This is a genomic window from Streptomyces sp. NPDC058678 (assembly GCF_042714835.1).
GTDB lineage: Bacteria > Actinomycetota > Actinomycetes > Streptomycetales > Streptomycetaceae > Streptomyces.
This window is the reverse complement of sequence record NZ_JBHXSG010000045.1, coordinates 50,361-69,417: the sequence shown is the minus strand read 5'-3', so window position 1 is coordinate 69,417 and position 19,057 is coordinate 50,361. Positions and strand designations below refer to the sequence as shown.

The window sequence follows — 19,057 nt, the reverse complement described above, 5'->3', positions numbered from 1 at the left end:
CGCGCCACATCCCAAGAGGCCAACCTGAACGCTCATTCAGCAGACGGCGCGGTCGGCTGCCTGCCTGATGGCGGCGATGCCTGGTTCTGACTGTCTCGTGGAGAGCCAGGCCAGAGCTGAGGTGGAGGGCGTGAGGTCGGTGACGTCGACGTATCGGATGCTGGGGCGGGGAAACAACTCACGGGCGGCTGCGGGGAGGAAACATATGGCCTCTCCGCCGGCCACGATGTGGAACAACGACTCCATGTCGGTGGCGACCGGCCCGTAGCGCACAGGGCTGCCGTCGGGACGCGGGTCCACCGCCCAGAAGTCCCACCACACGCGCGGTACCTCGTCGGGCATGGCGACCACGGGGTAGCCGGCGAGCTGGGCCAGCGTGACATGGGGCAGGTCGGCCAGCCTGTCGTCTGCCGGAAGACAGGCCACCCGGGGTTCTGTGGCGAGGTGACGCAGGTCTATGCCTTCCGGTACCGGGGGACGCAGGAAAACCACGTCGAGTTCCTGACGGACCAGGGCGGCGATGTGCTCGACGAAGTTGAGACTGAGCAACTGCACCGTGATTCCGGGGTGGCTTTCGTGCAGTGCCTGCAGAACTGCGCGAGTGTGAGGCATGGCGGCCTCGGCTCCGATGCTCCCCACGATGAGCCGACCCGACAGCTGGCGTGTCTGGGCGTCGGCTGTACGCCGTATACGGTCGGCGGCTTCGACCGTTGCCCGGACATCGGGAAGCAACGCCCGTCCGGCCGCCGTCAGGTCGACCGCTCGGCTGGAGCGTGTGAACAGCCGCACGCCCAGGCGAACCTCCAAGTCGCGGATCTGCTGACTCAGTGCGGGCTGGGTGATGTACAGACGTGCGGCGGCGCGTCCGAAGTGGAGTTCTTCGCTCAGTGCCAGGAACAGGCGTAACTGGCGAATGCTCGGGTCCGCGGCCGGCACGGCACCAGCACGGGTCGTGGCCACCATCTCTCCCCCTGCGGTCATAAGGATGATGTTATGGATCGACTGGAATCCCGCATGCCTGTGACTGCTGACAACACGAGTTATCCCATGTGAGCGTTCGTATGATCCGATACGGTCAACGGCAGGCAGTCCAGGAGACGGGAAGATGCGTGAACCCTCTTCGCTTCGGCGCCGCACAGACCGGAGCGCAGGAGTCCGGCTTCACCGCGTACGGCGGCGATGATGCGGAACTGGCAGAGCAGGGGGACCGATGAGCGGCGTACTGATCCATCTTCCGCCGGAGGGCGACGAGGGCCCGGTGACCCTGCGGCTGGGGCCGGGCGATGTGGCCCGATTCGGACGTGGCTCCGATTCGACACCCGTCGAGCTGCGGCTCAGCGACCCGGCGGTCTCCAGGCTGGCGGGCGAGATCCGGGTGACCGACGACCACTGGCAGCTGAGCAACTACAGCTCCACACACAGCTATCTGGTGGAGAACCCGGAAGGGGCGGGGGAATACCTGCGGGTCCCGCCGCGCCGCGTCGGCGCGCCCATCCCCTTCGAGTTCGCCCGGGTTCTCCTGCCGACCAGGGGCTCCACGGTCGGCTTCCAGGTCTTCGCGCCGGACCACGTCTACCTCGACCCGGACAGCATCGGTGGCCGGTGGGGAACGCAGACCCTGACCGCCTACTCGCTCGACGAGACCGCCGCCTACTTCCTGGTGCTGGTCGCCCTGTGCGAGCCCCGCCTGCGCGACGAGTCGGCCGTCGCCGTCCCCACTACACCCCAGGTCGTCGAACGGCTGCGCAACCACCCGGAGTACGGCCAGCTGACGGCTCGCGCGGTCAGTTCCCACATCGACTACCTCGCCGAGGAGAAACTCCGGATCGAGGCACCGGCCACCCCGGAACCGGGGCAGGGCGCACGCCGCAACGGCAAGCGCGAGGCGGTCGTCGGACTCGCACTGCGGTTCGGGTTGGTCCGCGAGGAACATCTGTCGCTGCTGCCGTCCCGTTCGGCGGGGCGGGTGGGAACTGCTGGGACGGCGGGAGCGTCAGGTCCGGTGTGGTCCAGATGAGTGAGTCAGTGAGCGTACCCCTGGAAAGGGTTCCGCGCGGCTACCGGGTCGGCGCATTCGAAGTCACCGAAGTGATAGCGGCCGGGGGCTGGGGGACGGTCTACGAGGGTCGGTTCGTGGGACGGGACTCGGCGTCGGCCGACGGCCCGGGGGCTGCCCGCGACGGCACAGGACCTGGCGGCGCCGGGCATGGCGGAGCCGCAGCGGCGAGCCCCGGTGGCGTGTTCGCCGCTGAGGGTCGCGTTGTTGACGCTGAGGACGGCGCGGACGACACGGGCGGTCCGGACGACACCGACCGATTCGGTGGGGAGGAAGGTCCGAATGACCTGCCCGGCGAGGGGCGGGTCGTCGCGCTCAAGTTCTTGCCCACCGCAGGGCTCGCGCCACGCCAGGTGCGCGGGCTCGTGGAAACCGCGCGGCGCGAGATCGAGCTGGGCCGCCGGGCCCGGCATCCTCGGCTGATCCGGCTGCTGGACTCCGTCGTACTGAGCGAACCCGGGGATCCCGCCCTCGACGGGGCCGTCGTCCTGGTCATGGAACGTGCCGAGCGGAGCCTGCGTCAGCTCATCGATGCCGAAAAGGACCTGGCAGAAGGCGAAAAGGGCCGGCTGCTCACCGGGATCTTCGAAGGGCTGGCCCATCTGCACGGTCTCGGCTGGGTGCACGGCGACCTCAAGCCCGACAACGTGCTTCTCATGGCGGACGGTTCGGTGAAACTCTCCGACTTCGGGCTCGCCGCGGAGCTCGAGGGCACCCACGGCACACACGGCTACATCCCGCCCTTCGGCACCCCGGACTATCTGCCGCCCGAGCGCTGGAAGGCCCCGCTCGGCGAGCGTGGTGTGCAGGTACGGCCGAGTGCCGACATCTGGGCTCTGGGCATCGTGATCCATCAGGTCTTCGCGGGCGGCGCCTCGCCTTTTCCCGGCGCCACGCCCATGGCGCGCAGGGCGGCCGTGCAGGAGTACGCCACGGGGCGAACGCCGCTGCGCATGGACAACGCCGTACCGCCCTTCTGGCGTGAACTGATCGGCGGCTGTCTCGCCCCGACGCACGCGGCCCGCGCCGAGCACACCGCCGCGAGCCTGCTGGCTCGTATCGAGGCGGGCGGGGCAGCGGCCGATCCCGGTGCCCGCGTCCCGGTGCGCCGGAAGGCGCTGCTCGCCACCGCCGTGGCGGCCGCCGTGTGCGGGGCGACCGCCGCCGCCTGGTCCTACGCGGCCACCGGCGGTGACGACCGCTCTTCCGGGGCACGGCCGGACCGCACCGCCCCTTCAGACAGTGCGGGACCGGCCGGCCGGGTGGAGGTGTTCAACGTGGAGAAGCAGTGCCGTGACCGCGCCGACACTCGCGACCAGCAATGCAGTCTCGGTCTCGCTGTCGACCCTCTCGCCGCGTACACCATCGACAACGTCGTCACGACACGGGTGTGGCACGGAGACGTCTTGTCCGTCGACTGCCGGATGCCCCAGGGCCTGCCGGTCATGGACGAAGCCGGAAACCGATCCACCGAGTGGTTCCGGGTACATCTCCCTGGCGCCCAGAGCGGGACCGCCTGGCTTCCCGCCGTACGCACGCGAGACCTTCCCACCGTCCCGGAGTGCACGTGACTCAGCACTCACGGATCTCGCGTCCGTCGTTGTCCTTCGCCTCGTCGTTCCCCCAGCGCTGCAGGTAGTACGCGGAGACATAGGCGCGCCCCTGACCCCCGGGCGTCACCTCGTCCAAGGCGGTCAGCAGCCACCAGTGGTTGTACGAGCCGCCCGCCCGCACCTCGTCGCCCCACTTCTTGCACAGGACGTAGTTGCTGCCTTTGAGCAGGGTTCCCTGCGCGGCGCACTCCGGCCTGCTGTCGCCGACACAGTCCACGGCGGCGTAACCGGTGGCGTCGGCGAAGGTGTCCACCCAGTACTTGTCCGGGTCACCACTTCCTCCGCAGGCATTCGTGCTGGTCACCCGGGGGAACGGCCCGTCGGGCGAGAGGTGGTACTCGGTGCCCTGGAGCACCGGGTGGACCATCTCGTCCGTTTCCCCGTCGTTGTCCCCGTTGGTGTCGTAGAGCTGCTCGTAGTGCAGATGCGCCGAACTCGTTCCGACCAGTCCGAGGCGCCCGAGCGTCGCCCCGGAGCTCACCTGTTGCCCGAGGCGCACGTCGATGCGGTCCATGTGCAGGTAGACCGTGAACCAGCCGCCGCCGTGGTTGATCTCCAGGCCGCCGGGCTCGAAGAACTCGGTGACCGTGCCGGCGGCGGAAGCGGCGACCGGGGCGCCGAGGGTCTCGCCGCCGACGCGGTACATGTCGAGTTTCTTGTCCTCCGGAGTGTGCCCCCGGTACGTCTGCAGCTGCCAGGTCTGCCCACAGGCGAACGGCAGCTTGAAGTCGGGCCGGGCGGCGGGCACGGCGGCCGCTGTCGCGGGTGCCGCCGTGGCACAGAGCCCGAGCGTCATCAGCAGTGCGAGCACCGCCGCCGCCCAGCCCGAACGTGTCCCCCGTGGAATCCGCATGGAACCTCACCCCTCTCTTCGGTGTCCTGTCCTTCCAGGACAGTGCCGTACGAGGGCCGAGAGCGGACTCCCGCACGTTACGGAATCAGCTGGAACACCGGGTGGTCACTCCGCCCTTCTCGTCACCGGTGAGGAAGATCGCGCTGACGTAGCCGACCCCGCCCGCACGCAACGGCAGTTCGACCCACTTGTCGTTGGTGTAGCCCTCGGCCGTGACCGTCTGGCCGACCTTCCAGCAGTTCGCGGGGTAGCTCTCGTTCGCCTGCACCGTGCTGACCACATCGCATGACGTCGACGCGCAGCTACGCACGTTGGCCTGTGTCCACGCCGTGACCGTGGTCGGACCGCCACCGCCGTCCGTGGGCTGGAAGGTGACGTCCACCCAGTCGTTGTCCGTCATGCCGAGGCCGTCCCAGAAGGTGCCGTCGGCGACATCGATCCCGGCGGGGTTGGCGACCGTACGGCCGAACTCGTCCCGGCCGCCGTTGTAGCCGCTCTGGTACGCGGCCTGCGCCTCCGGCCTGCCCTGCGGAAGGTCGCCCCACATCTCGCGGACGGACGGCGGGTTCCAGTAGTCGTCCCTGGTGTTCCAGGGGCCGACGTCCCACACGGGTGCGGTCTCGCAACGGCCGGTACGCGGATAGCAGAGCCGCACCTGGTACTCGCGGCCTCCGTTGCTCGCCAGCATCCGGCGCGAGGGCAGGGCCACGAAGTGGTCGCGGGGCTGGATGACATGGCCGTTCGCGGTGGTGTGGCCCTCCAGTCCCTCACGGGTCGCGAAGAGGCGGTACGTGGTGGCGGTGGCGCCCACCGCGCTGCGTGCACCGGCCGAGGGCCTGGGCTGCTCACGGTCCGCGTGGACGGTGACCTCCGAGACCGAAGGGCCGGCATCCCGGCCGCCGAGAAACGTCAGCCGGACCTGGAGCACGGACACCTCCTCGGCGAGCACCAGCTTTCCGGCCCGGTCCGGCGTACGCCATTCCGTCCAGGTACCGGGGTGAGCGCTGCCCCGTACCTCGGTCAACAGCCGCGTACCGGACGGCACTTCGGCCTGGCTGCGGAGGGTGAAAGCGCTGGCCTGGCGGCCGAGGCTCTGAGCGGGCGCGGTGTAGACGGCGAAGGACGCCTCGGGCTCGGACGGCGTGCGGACACGGGCGCTCTTGACGGTGATGCTGTCGTCCGGGCGGTGTCCGATGTTGCGCTGGTCGGCGGAGGTACTGGTCAGGTCCACCTGCCAGCTGCTTCTCGGGGTCTTGTCGGCTGCGGTCTCGGCGATCGCGGTGGCCGGTGGAAGGCCGGCGAGGACAAGCAGGGCACACAGGCCACCAAGCAGCCTGCGGGATATCGGTTTCACGTGGTTCTTCCCCCAACTGATCTTTCAGCGCGCTGGAATTCAACGAACTACAGAGCCCTATCGGGGATCGCCGTGCGCTGTCATTCCGTAACGTTCCGGATGCCCTGGCCCGGTGTCGCACGGATACGTTCCGAGCCGTTCGGTTCAGCGATCACACAGGAACCGCACAGCACCTGTTTGGGAACCACTGGGAGGAAGCACTCGTGCGTCTTGGTCTGCCCGGCTTCAATCTGCGTGCCGGTCTCACGGCGGCAGCCACCCTGCTCCTGCCACTTCTGACGGCGGCACCCGCCGCGGCCGAAGCACCCGCCCGGTCCACCGGGGCCACCGCCTTCGCCGCCTCGTGCCCCGCTGCCGGCCCCGTCAGCCAGGGCTACAGCAGCGCCCACGACGGTGTCGACATCGCCAACTCCCTCGGCACACCGATCTACGCGGTCGGCGCCGGCGAGGTCATCGCCTCCGGTCCGGCAAGCGGCTACGGCCAGTGGATCCGCATCCTGCACTCCGACGGCACGGTGACGGAGTACGGCCACATGTACCAACGGGACGTCTCGGTGGGCCAGCAGGTCCAAGCCGGCCAGCGCATCGCCCTCATGGGCAGCGAGGGCGAGTCCACCGGCCCACATCTCCACCTGCGGGTCAGGATCGGCACCTCCACGACCATCCGCGGTATCGACCCCGTCCCGTACCTGCGTGACCGGGGCGTGAGCCTGCCCTGCACGCCGGGGGGCGGTGGCGGCCAGACCACGGTGACCGCGTGGACGGAGGCCAACGTGCGCAGCTGCGCGTCGACTTCATGCGACGTGGTCAGCAAGGTGTACGCGAATGAGAGCTATCCGGCGAACTGCTGGGTCACGGGCCAGCTCGTGAACGCCGAGGGCATCTCCAACGACAAGTGGGTGCAACTGCCACTGCGCGCGGGTGGTGTGGGCTTTGTGAGCGCGATCTTCCTCAAGGGCGACGAGACGGGCGGCGTCAGCCGTCAGTGCGCCTGACCTGAGGCAGGCACGGGGAGTCGAGATGAAGCTGAGAGTGTTGAGGTGGCTGTGCGCCACGGCGGTGTGCGCGGGTCTGGTGGCCGCGGCCGTCCTGACCGGCGGTGGCGACGGCTCAGCCGCCCAGCCGGCCGAGGTGGGTCACGACCGGCTCCGCACGGCGACGAGCGCGGAACTGGACGTCCTGCACCGGGCCGAACAGCTCCTGATCCGGGGCTGCATGGCGGAGCGAGGCTTCGAGTACTGGCCCGTTCCACGGATCCCGGCGCCGGACTACCGCACGTTCCCCTATGTGGTCGACGACGAAAAGTGGGCCGCCCGGCACGGGTACGGGCGGGACATCCAAGAACGGCTCGACGAGCAGGACCGCGACTCCCCGTCGGCGCGCTACCTCCGCGGCCTGGCCAAGGAGCGCTACCAGGCCTGGGGCGTCGCCCTCGACGGCCCGTCCTCGGACCGCCGGGCTCTGCGGGCCGAGGTGCCCATGGGCGGCACCTTCAGCCGCAGTGATCAGGGATGTGTGGCGGACGCCTGGCGCACGCTCTACGGCGACATCCGCGCCTGGTACGGGTCGACCCGGATGGTCGACAACCTGCCCGGCTTCCGCATCGGGCGGGTGAGCGAGGACCCCGCGTTCAGGAAGGCCGTCCGGTCCTGGAGCGACTGCATGGGCCGGCACGCGATCAGCGCCGGGACGCCGGCGGCGCTGCGCGGAGAGCGGCTCGCCGACAAGGACCCCGACGCCCGGTCCGAGGACATCCGCGTCGCCACCACGGAAGCCCGCTGCGCGCGCACGTCCGGCCTCGCGGCCACCGCGGCGCAGCTGGACCTGAAGTACGCCGATGAGCTCTACGACGAGCACCCGGAGGCCTTCGACACGGTACGGCGCCTCCAGAAGGTCGCCCTCCCCAAGGCTCGCGACATCGTCCGCAAAGGCTGACGTCGCGATGAGTACAGCTACAGACAACCGAGAGGTGAACGAGAACATGTCCAAGATCCGCACCATGCTCGTGGGTACCGTCTTCGCCGCTACCGCGGTCCTGGCCGCCCCCGGCATCGCCCAGGCGGCGCCATGCAGCACGGGTGAGTTCTGCGCCTGGGCCGACGGCGAGGGGGAGCTGCACGCCCAGGGCAACACCGCCGACTGGCCGGACAATGTGCAGAACAAGGTGGACCAGGTCCAGAACAGCGGCACCTCGGGCGGCCGGGACGACGTCAACATCTACTACAACGAGTCGTACAGCAGCGCTTACGCCTGCCTGCCGCGCGGGGAGACCTGGAACCTGCGCGACGGTTCGAAGATCTTCAGCTGGGTGAGCAGCCAGGTGCCCGAGAACGTGAGGTACGCGGGCTGGAACGCGGGCGTCCACGACAACGCCGCGTCCCACAAGTGGGTCACTGACTGCGGTCCCAACACCTGATCCGCTGCACTGGGAGCCATCCGCTCCCGCCCACGGGGTCGAGGGACCGAGCGCGGTCCCTGAGCGGGTGATGGCGGGGTGCAGCACATGTCGGCAGGGCCTTTCGGTAGCTCGAGGTCGCGAAAGCGACCTATGCGCCGGAGGCCCTGCCTTCGCTGTTGTCCGATTGAGTGCGCGCGCGAAGAGGGCCGGTCGGTCCGCCGACTCGGGGCGCGGCGCACCTCGACTTGATAGGCAAGTGAATGGTTGCCTATCCTGTGGTCGTGGCCGACGACGTCTTCAAAGCCTTGGCCGACCCCACCCGCCGGACCATCCTCGACGAGCTCACGGAGAAGTCCGGACAGACACTGTTCGAGATCTGCTCCCGACTGAGCATGAAGCACCAGCTCGGCATCTCGCGCCAGGCAGTCTCCCAGCACCTCGCCGTGCTGGAGTCCGCCGGCCTCGTCGACACCAGGAGGGAGGGCCGCTACAAGTTCCACGACCTGAACACAGCCCCGTTGCGGCAGATCGCCGAGCGATGGCTCGTGCCCGACACATCCGGACCGGAGGAGAGCACCCCATGAAGATCCATCTGACCAGTGTCTTCGTCGACGACCAGACCAAGGCCGAGCACTTCTACACCGAGATTCTCGGCTTCGTGAAGAAGCACGATGTCCCGGTCGGCGAGAAGGACCGCTGGCTGACCGTCGTCTCGCCCGACGAGCCCGAGGGCACCGAACTCCTCCTCGAGCCGGCCGGCCACCCAGCCGTCAAGACCTACCGCGACACGCTCGTCGAGGACGGCATCCCGCTCGCCCAGTTCGCCGTCGACGACGTGAAGGCGGAGTACCAGCGCCTGCGCGGCCTTGGTGTGCGCTTCACCCAGGAGCCGCTGGAGATGGGCCCGGTCACCACCGCCGTCTTCGACGACACCTGCGGAAACCTGATCCAGATCGCGACCAAGCCGCAGTAAGGGACCCGGACCGGGACCCAGACCGGTCCCGACATCGCCCATCACCTCCTCCAATCTCCGCGCGCCCTCGATCAAGTGGCATCGCAAGCGCGCACTGCGCGTCCGGCGGAGATCGGTAAACCGGTGTTCGAAATGCCGGGTCCCACCTACTGTGAAGCTCAATGACACTCCTACACGTTCATGACTACGGGGGCGACGGCCCTCAACTGGTTCTCCTGCACGGTTACGGACGGTCGCTCACCGACTGGGACGCCTCGGCTCCTCTCCTCACCGCCGGGCACCGTGTCCTGGCCGTCGACCTTCCCGGGCACGGCCGCTCGCCCCGTATCTCCCCCTGGACCATCCCCACCGTGGTGCGGCACATCGCGGACACGCTCGACGCGCACGGCGTGCCGGAGGCCGTTGTGGTGGGCCATTCCCTCGGTGGACTGGTCGCGGTCGAGTACGCCCGGGCCAACCCGGACCTTGCCCGTGCCCGTGCCGCCGTGAATCTCGACGGCTTCTGGTGGGGACCCGAGTACCCCGGCGCTGAACGGGTGAGTGAGTGGGTGCTGGCGTCGGCCGGGGCCATCGCGCCACCCGAGCACGTCGAGATGCAGGTCATCAACTCCGCCCGGCTCGGGATTCCCGCCGACCGTGCGGAGGCCGCTGCCCGCGCGGCCGCACGCCCGTTGCCCGACGGCAAGTGGCAGACCCTGCCCGAACGGACCGAGGCGTCGGGGATCCTCGACGAACTCCACAGGCTCGGCGCGCCCGGTGTCACCGCATGGCTGGACGGGGTCGACTGCCCGCTGCTGCTGATACAGGCCGGCCGACGGCTACCTCCTGCCCCTGGCATGGAGTGGTTCGGCGACTTCAGCGCCCGGTTCGCACACGGGGTCTCCGACGAGCTGGCCGCGCTCTCCCGCACCCGGCCGACGATCAGCGTCAACCAGGTTGACGCCACCCACCTCATGCACCTGGAGACTCCGGAAGCGGTGGCGACGCTGATCACCGGGTTCGTTCGAGGACTGCCCGAACTCCCCACACAGTGATCCCGGAAACCGGCGCTGTCCCGTCGGCGCCTGGCTTGACGGTTGCGGGTGGCTCACGCGGACACGGGCGGCCTTTCCTGGCTTACTGCGTCGAGTAGCAGTTTCGCGGCCACCGTCGCCCCATCGGCGCGGAAGATGCGGCCGCGGCCCTTGCTCGTGCGCGGGTCTCGGGCGTCAAGGCCGTTGCGAGCGCGACGGACAGGGATGCGGACGTCGGCGTCGGGCCGTCGTGAGCCGAGCCGATACCCAGGCCCGGGCTGCCGTCGTCGTACCCGCACCGCCGTGGTGCACGACGGCGGCCGTACGGCGAGCTCGTGCGAGGTGGAGCAGTTGGCGAAGACTTCGGGGGTAGCCTTCACAGCTCTGGCATGATCAACAGAAGTCAGTGTCGATCTGTCAGGTCTGGAGCCGCCGATGGAGGGGACCGAGTCAGCGCAGGCCGCGCGCGTGTCCGCATACGCGGCCGTGGGAGCACGGCTGTCCCTGTTCAGCGACCGTCGGCTTGAGGACGCGGTGGCCGCCGCGCCGAGTCTCGGCTCCGGTATCGGCGGCAGGTCGGCGGAGATGGAAGTCGAGGGGATACGTGTCTTCGTCAAGCGGGTCCCCCTGACGGACGTCGAGTTGCAGCCGGAGTGCGTGCGGTCGACCGCCAACCTGTTCGAGCTTCCTCTCTTCTACCAGTACGGGGTGGGGTCGGCGGGATTCGGTGCCTGGCGTGAGCTGGCCGCGCACATCATGACCACAGGCTGGGTACTGAGAAACGAGTACGCGGGTTTCCCGCTGCTGTATCACTGGCGGGTCCTGCCTGACACTCCCCCGGCCGACTTCGCCGATGGTCTCGGGGGCATTGACGGGGCCGTCGCGCATTGGGAGGGCTCGCGAGCCGTGCGCCGTCGACTGGAGGCCATCGGACGATCCTCCTTCAGCCTGGTGCTCTTCCTGGAACATGTACCCCAGACGCTCGCCGCGTGGCTCAGCGGTACCCGTGATGCGGCCCGGCCGGAGCCGGGAGGCGAGTCGCCTTATCAGCGGGTCGAGAATGCGCTGCAGCGAGGGACGGAGTTCATGAGCGCGCGCGGACTGGTCCACTTCGACGCGCACTTCGCCAACCTGCTCACCGACGGCCGGCGGGTGTACTTCGCGGATTTCGGGCTCGCGTTGAGCCGCGACTTCGAACTCTCGCCCCAGGAGGACGCCTTCCTCACCGATCACCTCGTGTACGACCGCTCCTACGCGCCGAGTCACCTGCTTCGCCACCACCTGCCCCACGGAGTGCGTGTCGGCACCGAACACGGAACCTTCCTGCGCGCATGGGTGGAGGGTCGCCAACCCGTCGGTGTTCCGCCCGACATCGGCCCGATCCTCGACCGCCACGCACCGCACGCGATCGTCCTGGACGACTTCCACCATCGACTGCTCACGCAGAGCAAGCGCACTCCCTTCCCCGCGGCTGAGGTCCGGCGGGCCCTGACAGGCGCGTCAAGGTCAGACGAGTGAGATCCAGTCGCTCCACTCCGGGTCGCCGACCGCGACATCTGCCACCACTTACTCCAGGTGGAGAGCGACCAAACGCGGCAGTCGGCGAGCCATCTCGTCTCGGTCATCGAAGTCGAAGTCCCAGGCAGGGTCCGGTTCCGGGTAACGGATGGTGAAGGCGTCGGCAGGGAGCTGCTCACCGGTCGCGATGATGTGTGCGTTCCAGGCGATGCTCAGCATTTCCTCTCCTTCCAGGTCCCGGCCGTCGGCTGCGGAGGCTTGCACGATGGAGAGTTCTGCGAGCGCATCGGGATCAGCGATGATGCGCTCGAAGACCTTACGTCCCTGTCCGATCAGCCAGCCGCGGAAGTAGTCGAAGCCGTCGTCGGAGCAGCCGCCGTTGATGACGTAGGCAGCCGCCCACAGAGGGTTCGTGTAGGAGGCGGCCATCAGGTCCCACAACACCTGCTGAGCGGCGACCATCTCCTCGGCCGGGCGGGTGGCCAGCAGTGATGTTGTCTCGCGAGCGACCGTTTCGCTCTCGTCCGGGTCGAGCGACTGGTCGCGGGCTGCCGCGATGAGCTGCCAGAACTGCTGTTCGTTCATGGTGGCAGAGCTTGCCACCTGGCACTGACAGCGCATCGGTCCCCGGAGATCGGCCATCACGCTGCCGCAGAATGGCGTCCTTGAACGAGATGGCGTCCCTGAACAGATGGTTACCGCGAGCCGCCCGTCCGAGGTGACTGCGGGGCTCGGGGTCCGCTCTCTCGGTGATCTCGCAGGATCACCGAGCTGCGCTTGGAGACACCCCTTGTGCTCGGCCTGATCAATTGGCGCGCCAGGTCAGCGTCTTCGCGCCCTTCCCCTCGCCCTGGAACGACACCATCGCCGGCTTGTCGCCCTTCGGGAGCAGGTGGACCGTGCACAGGGTCAGCGCGGAGTTCGGCTCCAGGCGGGTGTGGGGGATGCTGCCCCGGCATTCGTCGATGCCCTCGCCCGCCGCGGTGTTGGAGAAGGACAGGTCGAGCAGCGCCAAGGGCTGGACATCGCGGCCGCCCGCGCTGCGCAGGTTGACGCCGTCGTCCATGGTCGGCAGGAGCTTCTCCGTGCCGGCGTTGCGGTACGCCAGGGTTACGTACCAGGGCACCATGTTCTTCTGGGTGTCGCTCAGTTCGTAGTCGTCCAGGTCCTTCAGGCTCCCGGCGCGCACACTCTTCGGGGTGACACGAATCGGCACGGCGCCGCCCTTGGTGGCGGCGTTCTCGTAGGTCGAGTCGGCGGTCGTGCCCGCGGCCAGCAAGCGGCCCCCGTCGTCATCGCCCTTGCCGTCGCCGACCTTCCACAGAAGGGTGTCGCCGGCCTCGTCCGCGTACGCGACCGTGGCGGGCTCGTGCCCCTTGGGAAGCATCACCAGCCTGCACACCGTGGCCGTGGCGCCGGCCGCCACGGAGGCGGGGCCTGCCTTGTCACAGTTGTCGGGGAGGGACGCACTCGATTCGGTGGACAGGGAGTTGGAGTTCCACAGGGAGACCGCCTTGCCGGGCGTTCCGTCAGCGAGGGTGACCGTGAAGTCCGCCTCCGGGTCCGGCTGTTCCAGGGGCGCCGAGCCGGTGTTGGTGTAGGCGACGGTCAGGTAGTACGGGACCATCCCCTTCAGGTCCGCGTCCAGCTGTACGTGTTCCAGGTCCGTCGCCGTGCCGCGCGCAAGTCGGCTGGGCGCGATCGTCAGCTGATGCGTCGCACTCTGGTCGGACCACGTCGCCTTCCGCTCCGTCGAGTCGACCGGTAGCGCAGTGGCGGCGGCTTTGCTCGTTCCCTTGCCGGAACCCGAGCCCGTCCCCCCATCGGAACCGGCAGAGTCCGACCCGCCGGACCCGCACGCCGTGACGACGAGCGCAAGCATTCCAGTCCCCGCGATGCCGGCCATTGTTCTGCGCGTCCGCATGTACGTCCCCGTGCATTCTCGTTGTTCCGTTCGCAACGCGATCAGCTTACTTGTGGAGGTTCGGTCTCCGACGCGGGACTGTGCGGTGATGGTGTGTCAGGCAATGGTCGCCGAAGTCGGCGCGGTCGCTTTGGCGCCCGGGCGTTACTCGCCCCGGCCAGTCCCGGACGATGCGCTGTCCCACCGCCCGTCGTGCCTCGTCGAGTTCTGCGGCGATACTGCGTTCGCGCTCTTCGTTCGTCGCCCACCGTCGCGGGCACCGATGTGCCGGCGAGGAGGCGGACGCATCGCAGGTGGGTGAGCGGATGGGTGCTGTCGACACTGTGACCGCGCAAGCCCCGACGCGGCGGTGGCGTTCGTACTCGGGCTCCGGCATCGCGGCCGCCGGATCCTGCGCGTCTGTGTGGCATGGGTGGAGGACCAGGTGCTGCCGCAGATCACCGACCCGGAAGAACTCCGCAACTGCCGGGGCCTGCCTCAACTGGTCCGGCTGGTATCGGACACCGAACATCGGACACCGGACCGCAGCCCGCCCCATGACACGGAGACGTTTTCGCCGGCAGCGGCTAAGATCGACGGCGACATCGCGTGTCGGTCACCGGCTGGGTGAGGCATGGAGGTGTCGGGATGTGCCTTCGGAGGCATTCCTTGTCAGTCCAGTTGAACCACACGATCGTCCACGCCCGGGACAACCGGGAATCCGCGAAATTCTTCGCGAACCTGCTCGGCCTCGAGATCACCGCCGAATGGGGCCCGTTCATCGCGGTGGCCCTGAGCAACGGCGTCACCTTGGACTTCGCCACGATCCCCGCGGACCAGATCGCTCTCCAGCACTACGCCTTCCTGGTCTCGGAGGAGGAGTTCGACGCGGCGTACGCGCAGATCCAGCAGCGCGGCATCGAGCACTACGCCGACCCTCAACGCAAGCAGCCCGGCACGGTCAACCACAACGACGGCGGCCGCGGAGTGTACTTCATGGACCCGGCGGGCCATGCCATGGAACTCATCACCGTTCCGTACGGCGGCTGGACCTCGTAAGCACAGGCGCCAAGGGCCGCACCCCCCGCACGACGAATTCCAGGGGGTGCGGGCCTTGGCCCCTGCCTGTGTCCGACGCCCAGCGTCCGGCGCCCAGCGCTCACCGCCCGGCCGCCCGGCCGCCCGACGCGCGTTGCCCTGCGTGGCGGGTGCCGAAGGCGGGCAATCCTACGAATGACCGCCTCAGACCCTCGTGTGAAGGGCGGGGCAGGCTCGGCCATGGCGGCTCCTCTATGCGATCGTTCGCCCATGAGTAGCGACTACGACCGCATCCGCGCCGGCATCGAGTTCATGACCGCCTACGTGTCAGGAGATGACCTGCTGTCGGAGTACGTCGCCGAACGGCGACGCGAGGACCCCATGGCAACCGAGGCCCTCATGGACGGCACCGCGGCCCTGTGCGCGCAACTGCTGCGCACGATGGCCCGGATGACCGGGAAGAGCGAGCACGACATCCTGCAAGAGCTCGCCCGTGGGACCCACCGGCATGAGCAGCAATCCGGCGACTGAACGCTCTTACAGAGCCAGAGTGACCCGACGCCGGCTCCGGTTCTCGCTGGTTCTGTCTCTCCGGTCATCTGGCGGCCGGAGCGCTTGTCGTTGATCCATGGGGGTGCCGTCGGTATTCCGCCAGATGGCGGTCTGAAGAAAGGCGGGGACGTCCGCCTGGACGGACTGCGGCGCGCACCTCCGCCGGCGCCGGCGACCGACTGCGCCCGTGGCGATCAGTGCGAGCCGTGCCTTCTCGCCGGCTTCGACACCTGCATACGCCGCGCCGGACCGGCCTCACAGCCAACGCTGAGCCGCTTCGACACTGTCCCCGCCACTGGTGTTGAACGCGATGGCGGCCTGGGGCGCGTGCCGGCGGATCAGGTTCACCATCTGCTCGAAGAGCGGAAGCAGCGGCTCAGCCTTGCGGATACCGCCACCGACGACGACCACATCCCAGCGACATCGGGCCAACGACGCCACGAGAGTGGACTCGGCCGACTCGTCGAACACGACCAGCGTCATGGCTGCGTCGATACCGCGCTCGCCGAACCGTGCCAACTCCTTGTCCAGGGCGGCGCGAAGGGCCGCCGCATCGACACCGGGTATCGCCTGGGGATCGTAACCAACCACAAGTACGGACGACATGCCGCCAACCTACCCGGACGTGTCCGAGCCTGGTCCGCCGGAAGGCCCTGGTCCCGTGGCGGCGGGTTCCGACAGGGTGCCCGGACCCGTCCCGGGGACGGCCGGCTGTCGTTGCTCACTCCTGACCAGCCCCGCGAGGGTCAGGGTCACGGTGACCGAACCGGCCGCCATCAGCGTCATCGCCGTGGCCGGGGAGGTCAGTTGGGCCAGCGTGCCCGCGAGGACGGCACCGACGCCCTGCAGTGCGGCCATGCCGGTGGCGTGCAGGCCGAGGGCCTGGCCCGCGAGGTCGTCGGGGGTGAGGGACATCAGGCGTTCCTGCAGGACCAGGCTCGCGGCGAAGCCGACGGAGGCGACGGTGACGGCCACGGCCGACAGCGCCACTCCCGGCCGCAGGACGAAGAACAGGTAGGGAACCGCCAACAGCAGGCGCAGCGGGGTCGCGAGACGGGGGCGCACGGCGGGCGGAACCAGGCGGCCCACCGCCATGTCGCCCACGAACATGCCGAGCGCCCCGAACGCGTACAGCGTGCCGGCGGCTTGGGGGGCGTAGGAGACGTAGAGCGAGTCGCTGCCGACGATCAGGCCGTTGGGGACCCACAGGCCCAGGTACGTCAGACGTCGGGGGTGTGAGGACCACAGGAGGGCGTTGGTGCGCCAGGTCGCCGAGAAGGACGGTCGGCCGGAGGAGCGCGGTGGGCGGGCCGTGAGGCCCAGGCGCGTGACGAGGGCCGAGAACACGTACAGCACCACGGCGAGGAGCAGGCAGGTCCGTGGGGAGAGAAACGCCAGCAGTGCGCCGCCCGTCGCGAAACCGGCCATCTGCATCAGGCCCCAGAGCATGTTGGACACCGAACGGCCGAGGACATAGCCGTCCTTGGACAGGATCTCGTTCAGCAGTCCCCCGCGCACTCCCCCGCCCAGCGACGCGACCACGCCCTGCAGCAGTACGACGGTGAAGACCGCCCAGACCGGCAGGCCGGGCAGCGCCAGCACCGCCGTACCGGCCGCGAAGGCGAGGGCGAGGCCCGACAGGATCGCGCGCGGGGGCAGACGGTCGGCGCCCGAGAGCAGGAACGCGCCCCCGAGCAACTGGGCCAGTTGGGGGCCGACCATACTCACCGCCGACAGGAACGGGGAGCCGGTGGCCCGGAAGACCAGCGTGCCGAGGGCCAGGCCGCCGATCGTCTGGCCCGCGGCGAACGTGCCGAAGGAGAGCAGGTACGGGGTGAACTCGGGGGTGCGGAACAAGGAGCGGTAACTGCGCATACGTCGGAGTCTCGGGGCAGCCCGGGGGCCGTGTTTATTGTTTCGCCGACATGCGAAAGGTCGTACGCATGGGCTTATGGCAGATCGACACCGACACCCTCGCCCGCAGCCGGTTCGTGCTCTCGCCGTTCGCCGAGACCTTCGCGAGCCTGAAACTGCTGCACGCCGGGACCGGCGCCCATCCGGGCGAGGAGGCCTGGCTGTGCGCACACCTGCCCGGCTACCGCGCACAGCTCGCGGCCGACCCGGTGGCCGCGCTGCTCGTGCGGGCGGCACTCGGCGCGTCCTGGATCGCCGACTTCTTCTGCCCCACCTCGTGCGAGGGGGAGAGCTTCGAGGAGACCGTGGCCCGGGTGCGGGCGGCCGGCGCCGGGGAGGCGCGGGCCGACCTCCGCGTGTCCCTCCGGGGCCCGCTCCCCGCCGACCTGGAGCGGGACGACCTGCCCGAGCGGGCGACCGCGCTCCTGACGTACGTCTGGGAGGAGACCGTACGGCCGTACTGGGAGCGTCGACGGCGCGTCCTGGAAGCCGACGTGGTCGCGCGGACCGCGCGGGTGAGCCAGGGCGGCTGGGCGGCCGTGCTGGACTCGCTGCGGCCGGGGACGCGGTGGCTCGGAGAGAGCCGGTTCCAGGTCAATCTGAACACCTATCCGCCGCGGGAGATCACCGCCGGGGCCGAGCTGCTGTTCATGCCGGTGACGCCGCGGACCGGATGGGTGTCGTGGGAGGGACGGGAGCGGTACGCCGTCGTCTACCCGTGTCTAGGGGTGCTCGCCGAGGACCACGACCGGCGGCCCGTCCCAGCCGGACTCGGGGTGCTCATCGGGAGCGCACGGGCCGGGTTGCTGGTGCTGCTCCGGACGCCCATGAGCACGACGCAGCTGGTCGCCGTGACCGGGCAGGGGCTGGGGTCGGTGGGGCGGCATCTGCGGGTGCTGCTGGACGCGGGGCTGGTGGAGCGGCGCCGGGCCGGGCGGTCGGTGCTGTACGAGCGCACTGTGGCCGGCGAGGTGCTCGTGGAGGCGTCGGGGGCCGTCACCGGTGAGCGGGAACGGCATGCCCCTGCTTCGGCCTCGGCACCGTAGCGTGCCGGACATCCGTGTCAGACAGCCGCCCGTCCCGGCAGCTCGCAGACACAGCGGCGCAGGCAGCCGTTCGTAGGGGCGGGTCAGGTGCTCAGCCAGCGGATGGCGGACAGGCTCGGCATGAAGAAGTACTCGCCGCCGAGCAGGGTGTTGAAGGACTGGATGCCCTGCACCCGGCGGGGTGGGGTCCCGGGCACGGTGAAGTACCCGCCCTTGTCCTGCGACGAGATCATCGGGTCCTTCTCCTTGCCCAGGCCCACGAAGTTGCCGGAGCCGACCCACTCGCTCTGCAGGAACTCGACGTTGTCGATCGCTCGGGCGCCCAGGGCGATGAAGTCCAGGCCGCGCGCCTGGCCGTCGTCCTTGAGCCGGTCCGTGGGCAGCGGCCGCCCGTAGGAGGTGCCACACCGGATGATCCGGCGGATGTTGACGTCGGTGAGCGCCGTCAGCTTCGTGTCGCGCGGGTTCATCCGGCGGATGTGGGAGCCCAGCGGAGTGCGCATCCCGCGCGGGTCGGCGGCGTAGTCGAAGTCGTTGATCCGGTTCGGATCCTCCCCGATGGCGGGGTTGTCGCGCTCCGGGGCCAGGGCCAGCGGGGCGCCACTGCGCCAGCGGCCCACCAGCTTGGCCGCCAGCAGCTCGCGTTCGGCCTCGGTGGAGGCGTTGTCATGCAAGAACCTGTTGAAGGCGGCGACGTGGGAGTGGTACTTGCGGAACCTGTCGGCCCGGATCGACGGCCTGGCGGCACAAGTACAGCCGGCTGAATCCGCCACCCCCTTCGCCGTCGCGCAGCAGGCGGTCCTGGTCGACCTGCTCACCCTGCGGG

The 19,057-nt window shown here is 69.3% G+C and carries 20 protein-coding genes and 1 pseudogene; 12 read left to right on the top strand and 9 right to left on the bottom strand.

Annotation, left to right across the window (positions count from 1 at the left end):
* Positions 1-36: 36 nt before the first annotated feature.
* Entirely contained in the window at positions 37-981 is a 945-nt protein-coding gene (locus ACFWWR_RS33075) for a LysR family transcriptional regulator (protein WP_384307148.1), read from the bottom strand.
* Between the two features lie 229 nt (positions 982-1,210).
* Here ACFWWR_RS33075 and ACFWWR_RS33070 point away from each other — a divergent pair, with 229 nt between their 5' ends.
* Positions 1,211-2,017 (top strand): FHA domain-containing protein, encoded by an 807-nt coding sequence (locus ACFWWR_RS33070; protein ID WP_384307146.1) that lies wholly within the window; start codon positions 1,211-1,213, stop codon positions 2,015-2,017.
* An 8-nt stretch (positions 2,018-2,025) separates the two neighbouring features.
* Positions 2,026-3,627 carry a serine/threonine-protein kinase gene (locus tag ACFWWR_RS33065; protein ID WP_384307143.1) on the top strand — a complete coding sequence of 534 codons (1,602 nt, stop codon included), beginning with the start codon at positions 2,026-2,028 and terminating at the stop codon, positions 3,625-3,627.
* A gap of 1 nt (position 3,628) precedes the next feature.
* Here ACFWWR_RS33065 and ACFWWR_RS33060 read toward each other — a convergent pair whose 3' ends face one another.
* Positions 3,629-4,522: a M23 family metallopeptidase gene (locus ACFWWR_RS33060; protein ID WP_384307141.1), complete on the bottom strand. Its 894-nt coding sequence runs from the start codon at positions 4,520-4,522 to the stop codon at positions 3,629-3,631.
* Between the two features lie 85 nt (positions 4,523-4,607).
* A complete protein-coding gene (locus tag ACFWWR_RS33055) occupies positions 4,608-5,876 on the bottom strand; it encodes an SH3 domain-containing protein (RefSeq protein WP_384307138.1) in 1,269 nt (422 codons plus the stop codon).
* 203 nt (positions 5,877-6,079) lie between these two features.
* Between ACFWWR_RS33055 and ACFWWR_RS33050 the strand changes: the two genes are divergently transcribed.
* The 6 genes from ACFWWR_RS33050 (at position 6,080) to ACFWWR_RS33025 (ending at position 10,281) form a co-directional block, all read left to right on the top strand.
* Positions 6,080-6,871 (top strand): peptidoglycan DD-metalloendopeptidase family protein, encoded by a 792-nt coding sequence (locus tag ACFWWR_RS33050; RefSeq protein ID WP_384307135.1) that lies wholly within the window; start codon positions 6,080-6,082, stop codon positions 6,869-6,871.
* Positions 6,872-6,896: 25 nt separating this feature from the next.
* The gene (locus ACFWWR_RS33045; protein ID WP_384307132.1) at positions 6,897-7,811 is read left to right on the top strand and encodes a hypothetical protein; all 915 of its coding nucleotides are present in this window, start codon (positions 6,897-6,899) and stop codon (positions 7,809-7,811) included.
* Positions 7,812-7,818: 7 nt separating this feature from the next.
* Complete coding sequence (locus tag ACFWWR_RS33040; protein WP_383864078.1) at positions 7,819-8,292, top strand: peptidase inhibitor family I36 protein; 474 nt, start codon at positions 7,819-7,821, stop codon at positions 8,290-8,292.
* Between the two features lie 263 nt (positions 8,293-8,555).
* Positions 8,556-8,858: an ArsR/SmtB family transcription factor gene (locus tag ACFWWR_RS33035; RefSeq protein ID WP_383864081.1), complete on the top strand. Its 303-nt coding sequence runs from the start codon at positions 8,556-8,558 to the stop codon at positions 8,856-8,858.
* A complete protein-coding gene (locus ACFWWR_RS33030; protein ID WP_383864084.1) occupies positions 8,855-9,247 on the top strand; it encodes a VOC family protein in 393 nt (130 codons plus the stop codon). The genes ACFWWR_RS33035 and ACFWWR_RS33030 overlap by 4 nt, the downstream gene beginning before the upstream one ends.
* Positions 9,248-9,408: 161 nt before the next feature.
* Positions 9,409-10,281: an alpha/beta fold hydrolase gene (locus ACFWWR_RS33025; RefSeq protein WP_384307130.1), complete on the top strand. Its 873-nt coding sequence runs from the start codon at positions 9,409-9,411 to the stop codon at positions 10,279-10,281.
* A 53-nt stretch (positions 10,282-10,334) separates the two neighbouring features.
* Here ACFWWR_RS33025 and ACFWWR_RS33020 read toward each other — a convergent pair.
* Positions 10,335-10,605 (bottom strand): annotated as a pseudogene (locus tag ACFWWR_RS33020) (glycosyltransferase); the annotation flags it as partial.
* Between the two features lie 90 nt (positions 10,606-10,695).
* On the opposite strand from ACFWWR_RS33020, the gene ACFWWR_RS33015 reads away from it, so the two are divergent.
* Complete coding sequence (locus ACFWWR_RS33015; protein ID WP_384307127.1) at positions 10,696-11,778, top strand: protein kinase family protein; 1,083 nt, start codon at positions 10,696-10,698, stop codon at positions 11,776-11,778.
* Between the two features lie 48 nt (positions 11,779-11,826).
* Here ACFWWR_RS33015 and ACFWWR_RS33010 read toward each other — a convergent pair whose 3' ends face one another.
* Positions 11,827-12,363 carry a DUF4240 domain-containing protein gene (locus tag ACFWWR_RS33010; protein WP_384307181.1) on the bottom strand — a complete coding sequence of 179 codons (537 nt, stop codon included), beginning with the start codon at positions 12,361-12,363 and terminating at the stop codon, positions 11,827-11,829.
* Between the two features lie 220 nt (positions 12,364-12,583).
* Positions 12,584-13,660 (bottom strand): hypothetical protein, encoded by a 1,077-nt coding sequence (locus ACFWWR_RS33005; protein WP_384307124.1) that lies wholly within the window; start codon positions 13,658-13,660, stop codon positions 12,584-12,586.
* A gap of 690 nt (positions 13,661-14,350) precedes the next feature.
* On the opposite strand from ACFWWR_RS33005, the gene ACFWWR_RS33000 reads away from it, so the two are divergent.
* Together ACFWWR_RS33000 and ACFWWR_RS32995 are read left to right on the top strand one after the other, a co-directional pair.
* On the top strand, positions 14,351-14,740 hold the full coding sequence (locus ACFWWR_RS33000) for a VOC family protein (protein WP_383864101.1): 390 nt from the start codon (positions 14,351-14,353) through the stop codon (positions 14,738-14,740).
* Between the two features lie 249 nt (positions 14,741-14,989).
* Entirely contained in the window at positions 14,990-15,250 is a 261-nt protein-coding gene (locus tag ACFWWR_RS32995) for a hypothetical protein (protein ID WP_217238459.1), read from the top strand.
* A 276-nt stretch (positions 15,251-15,526) separates the two neighbouring features.
* Here ACFWWR_RS32995 and ACFWWR_RS32990 read toward each other — a convergent pair whose 3' ends face one another.
* Both ACFWWR_RS32990 and ACFWWR_RS32985 read right to left on the bottom strand, forming a co-directional pair.
* The gene (locus ACFWWR_RS32990) at positions 15,527-15,877 is read right to left on the bottom strand and encodes a hypothetical protein (RefSeq protein WP_383864104.1); all 351 of its coding nucleotides are present in this window, start codon (positions 15,875-15,877) and stop codon (positions 15,527-15,529) included.
* Positions 15,878-15,886: 9 nt separating this feature from the next.
* The gene (locus ACFWWR_RS32985) at positions 15,887-17,146 is read right to left on the bottom strand and encodes an MFS transporter (RefSeq protein WP_384307121.1); all 1,260 of its coding nucleotides are present in this window, start codon (positions 17,144-17,146) and stop codon (positions 15,887-15,889) included.
* Between the two features lie 68 nt (positions 17,147-17,214).
* Between ACFWWR_RS32985 and ACFWWR_RS32980 the strand changes: the two genes are divergently transcribed.
* Positions 17,215-18,231 (top strand): ArsR/SmtB family transcription factor, encoded by a 1,017-nt coding sequence (locus ACFWWR_RS32980; RefSeq protein ID WP_384307119.1) that lies wholly within the window; start codon positions 17,215-17,217, stop codon positions 18,229-18,231.
* Between the two features lie 83 nt (positions 18,232-18,314).
* On the opposite strand, the gene ACFWWR_RS32975 is transcribed toward ACFWWR_RS32980, so the two are convergent.
* The gene (locus tag ACFWWR_RS32975) at positions 18,315-18,905 is read right to left on the bottom strand and encodes a Dyp-type peroxidase (protein WP_384307116.1); all 591 of its coding nucleotides are present in this window, start codon (positions 18,903-18,905) and stop codon (positions 18,315-18,317) included.
* Positions 18,906-19,057 lie beyond the last annotated feature (152 nt).

Coding starts and splice junctions, on each gene's coding strand:
- ACFWWR_RS33010 (WP_384307181.1), bottom strand. CDS start 12,363: ATGAACGAACAGCAGTTCTGGCAGCTCATCGCGGCAGCCCGCGACCAG.
- ACFWWR_RS33075 (WP_384307148.1), bottom strand. CDS start 981: ATGACCGCAGGGGGAGAGATGGTGGCCACGACCCGTGCTGGTGCCGTG.
- ACFWWR_RS32985 (WP_384307121.1), bottom strand. CDS start 17,146: ATGCGCAGTTACCGCTCCTTGTTCCGCACCCCCGAGTTCACCCCGTAC.
- ACFWWR_RS32990 (WP_383864104.1), bottom strand. CDS start 15,877: ATGTCGTCCGTACTTGTGGTTGGTTACGATCCCCAGGCGATACCCGGT.
- ACFWWR_RS33040 (WP_383864078.1), top strand. CDS start 7,819: ATGAGTACAGCTACAGACAACCGAGAGGTGAACGAGAACATGTCCAAG.
- ACFWWR_RS33025 (WP_384307130.1), top strand. CDS start 9,409: ATGACACTCCTACACGTTCATGACTACGGGGGCGACGGCCCTCAACTG.
- ACFWWR_RS33070 (WP_384307146.1), top strand. CDS start 1,211: ATGAGCGGCGTACTGATCCATCTTCCGCCGGAGGGCGACGAGGGCCCG.
- ACFWWR_RS33030 (WP_383864084.1), top strand. CDS start 8,855: ATGAAGATCCATCTGACCAGTGTCTTCGTCGACGACCAGACCAAGGCC.
- ACFWWR_RS33015 (WP_384307127.1), top strand. CDS start 10,696: ATGGAGGGGACCGAGTCAGCGCAGGCCGCGCGCGTGTCCGCATACGCG.
- ACFWWR_RS33060 (WP_384307141.1), bottom strand. CDS start 4,522: ATGCGGATTCCACGGGGGACACGTTCGGGCTGGGCGGCGGCGGTGCTC.
- ACFWWR_RS33045 (WP_384307132.1), top strand. CDS start 6,897: ATGAAGCTGAGAGTGTTGAGGTGGCTGTGCGCCACGGCGGTGTGCGCG.
- ACFWWR_RS32995 (WP_217238459.1), top strand. CDS start 14,990: ATGAGTAGCGACTACGACCGCATCCGCGCCGGCATCGAGTTCATGACC.
- ACFWWR_RS32980 (WP_384307119.1), top strand. CDS start 17,215: ATGGGCTTATGGCAGATCGACACCGACACCCTCGCCCGCAGCCGGTTC.
- ACFWWR_RS33005 (WP_384307124.1), bottom strand. CDS start 13,660: ATGCTTGCGCTCGTCGTCACGGCGTGCGGGTCCGGCGGGTCGGACTCT.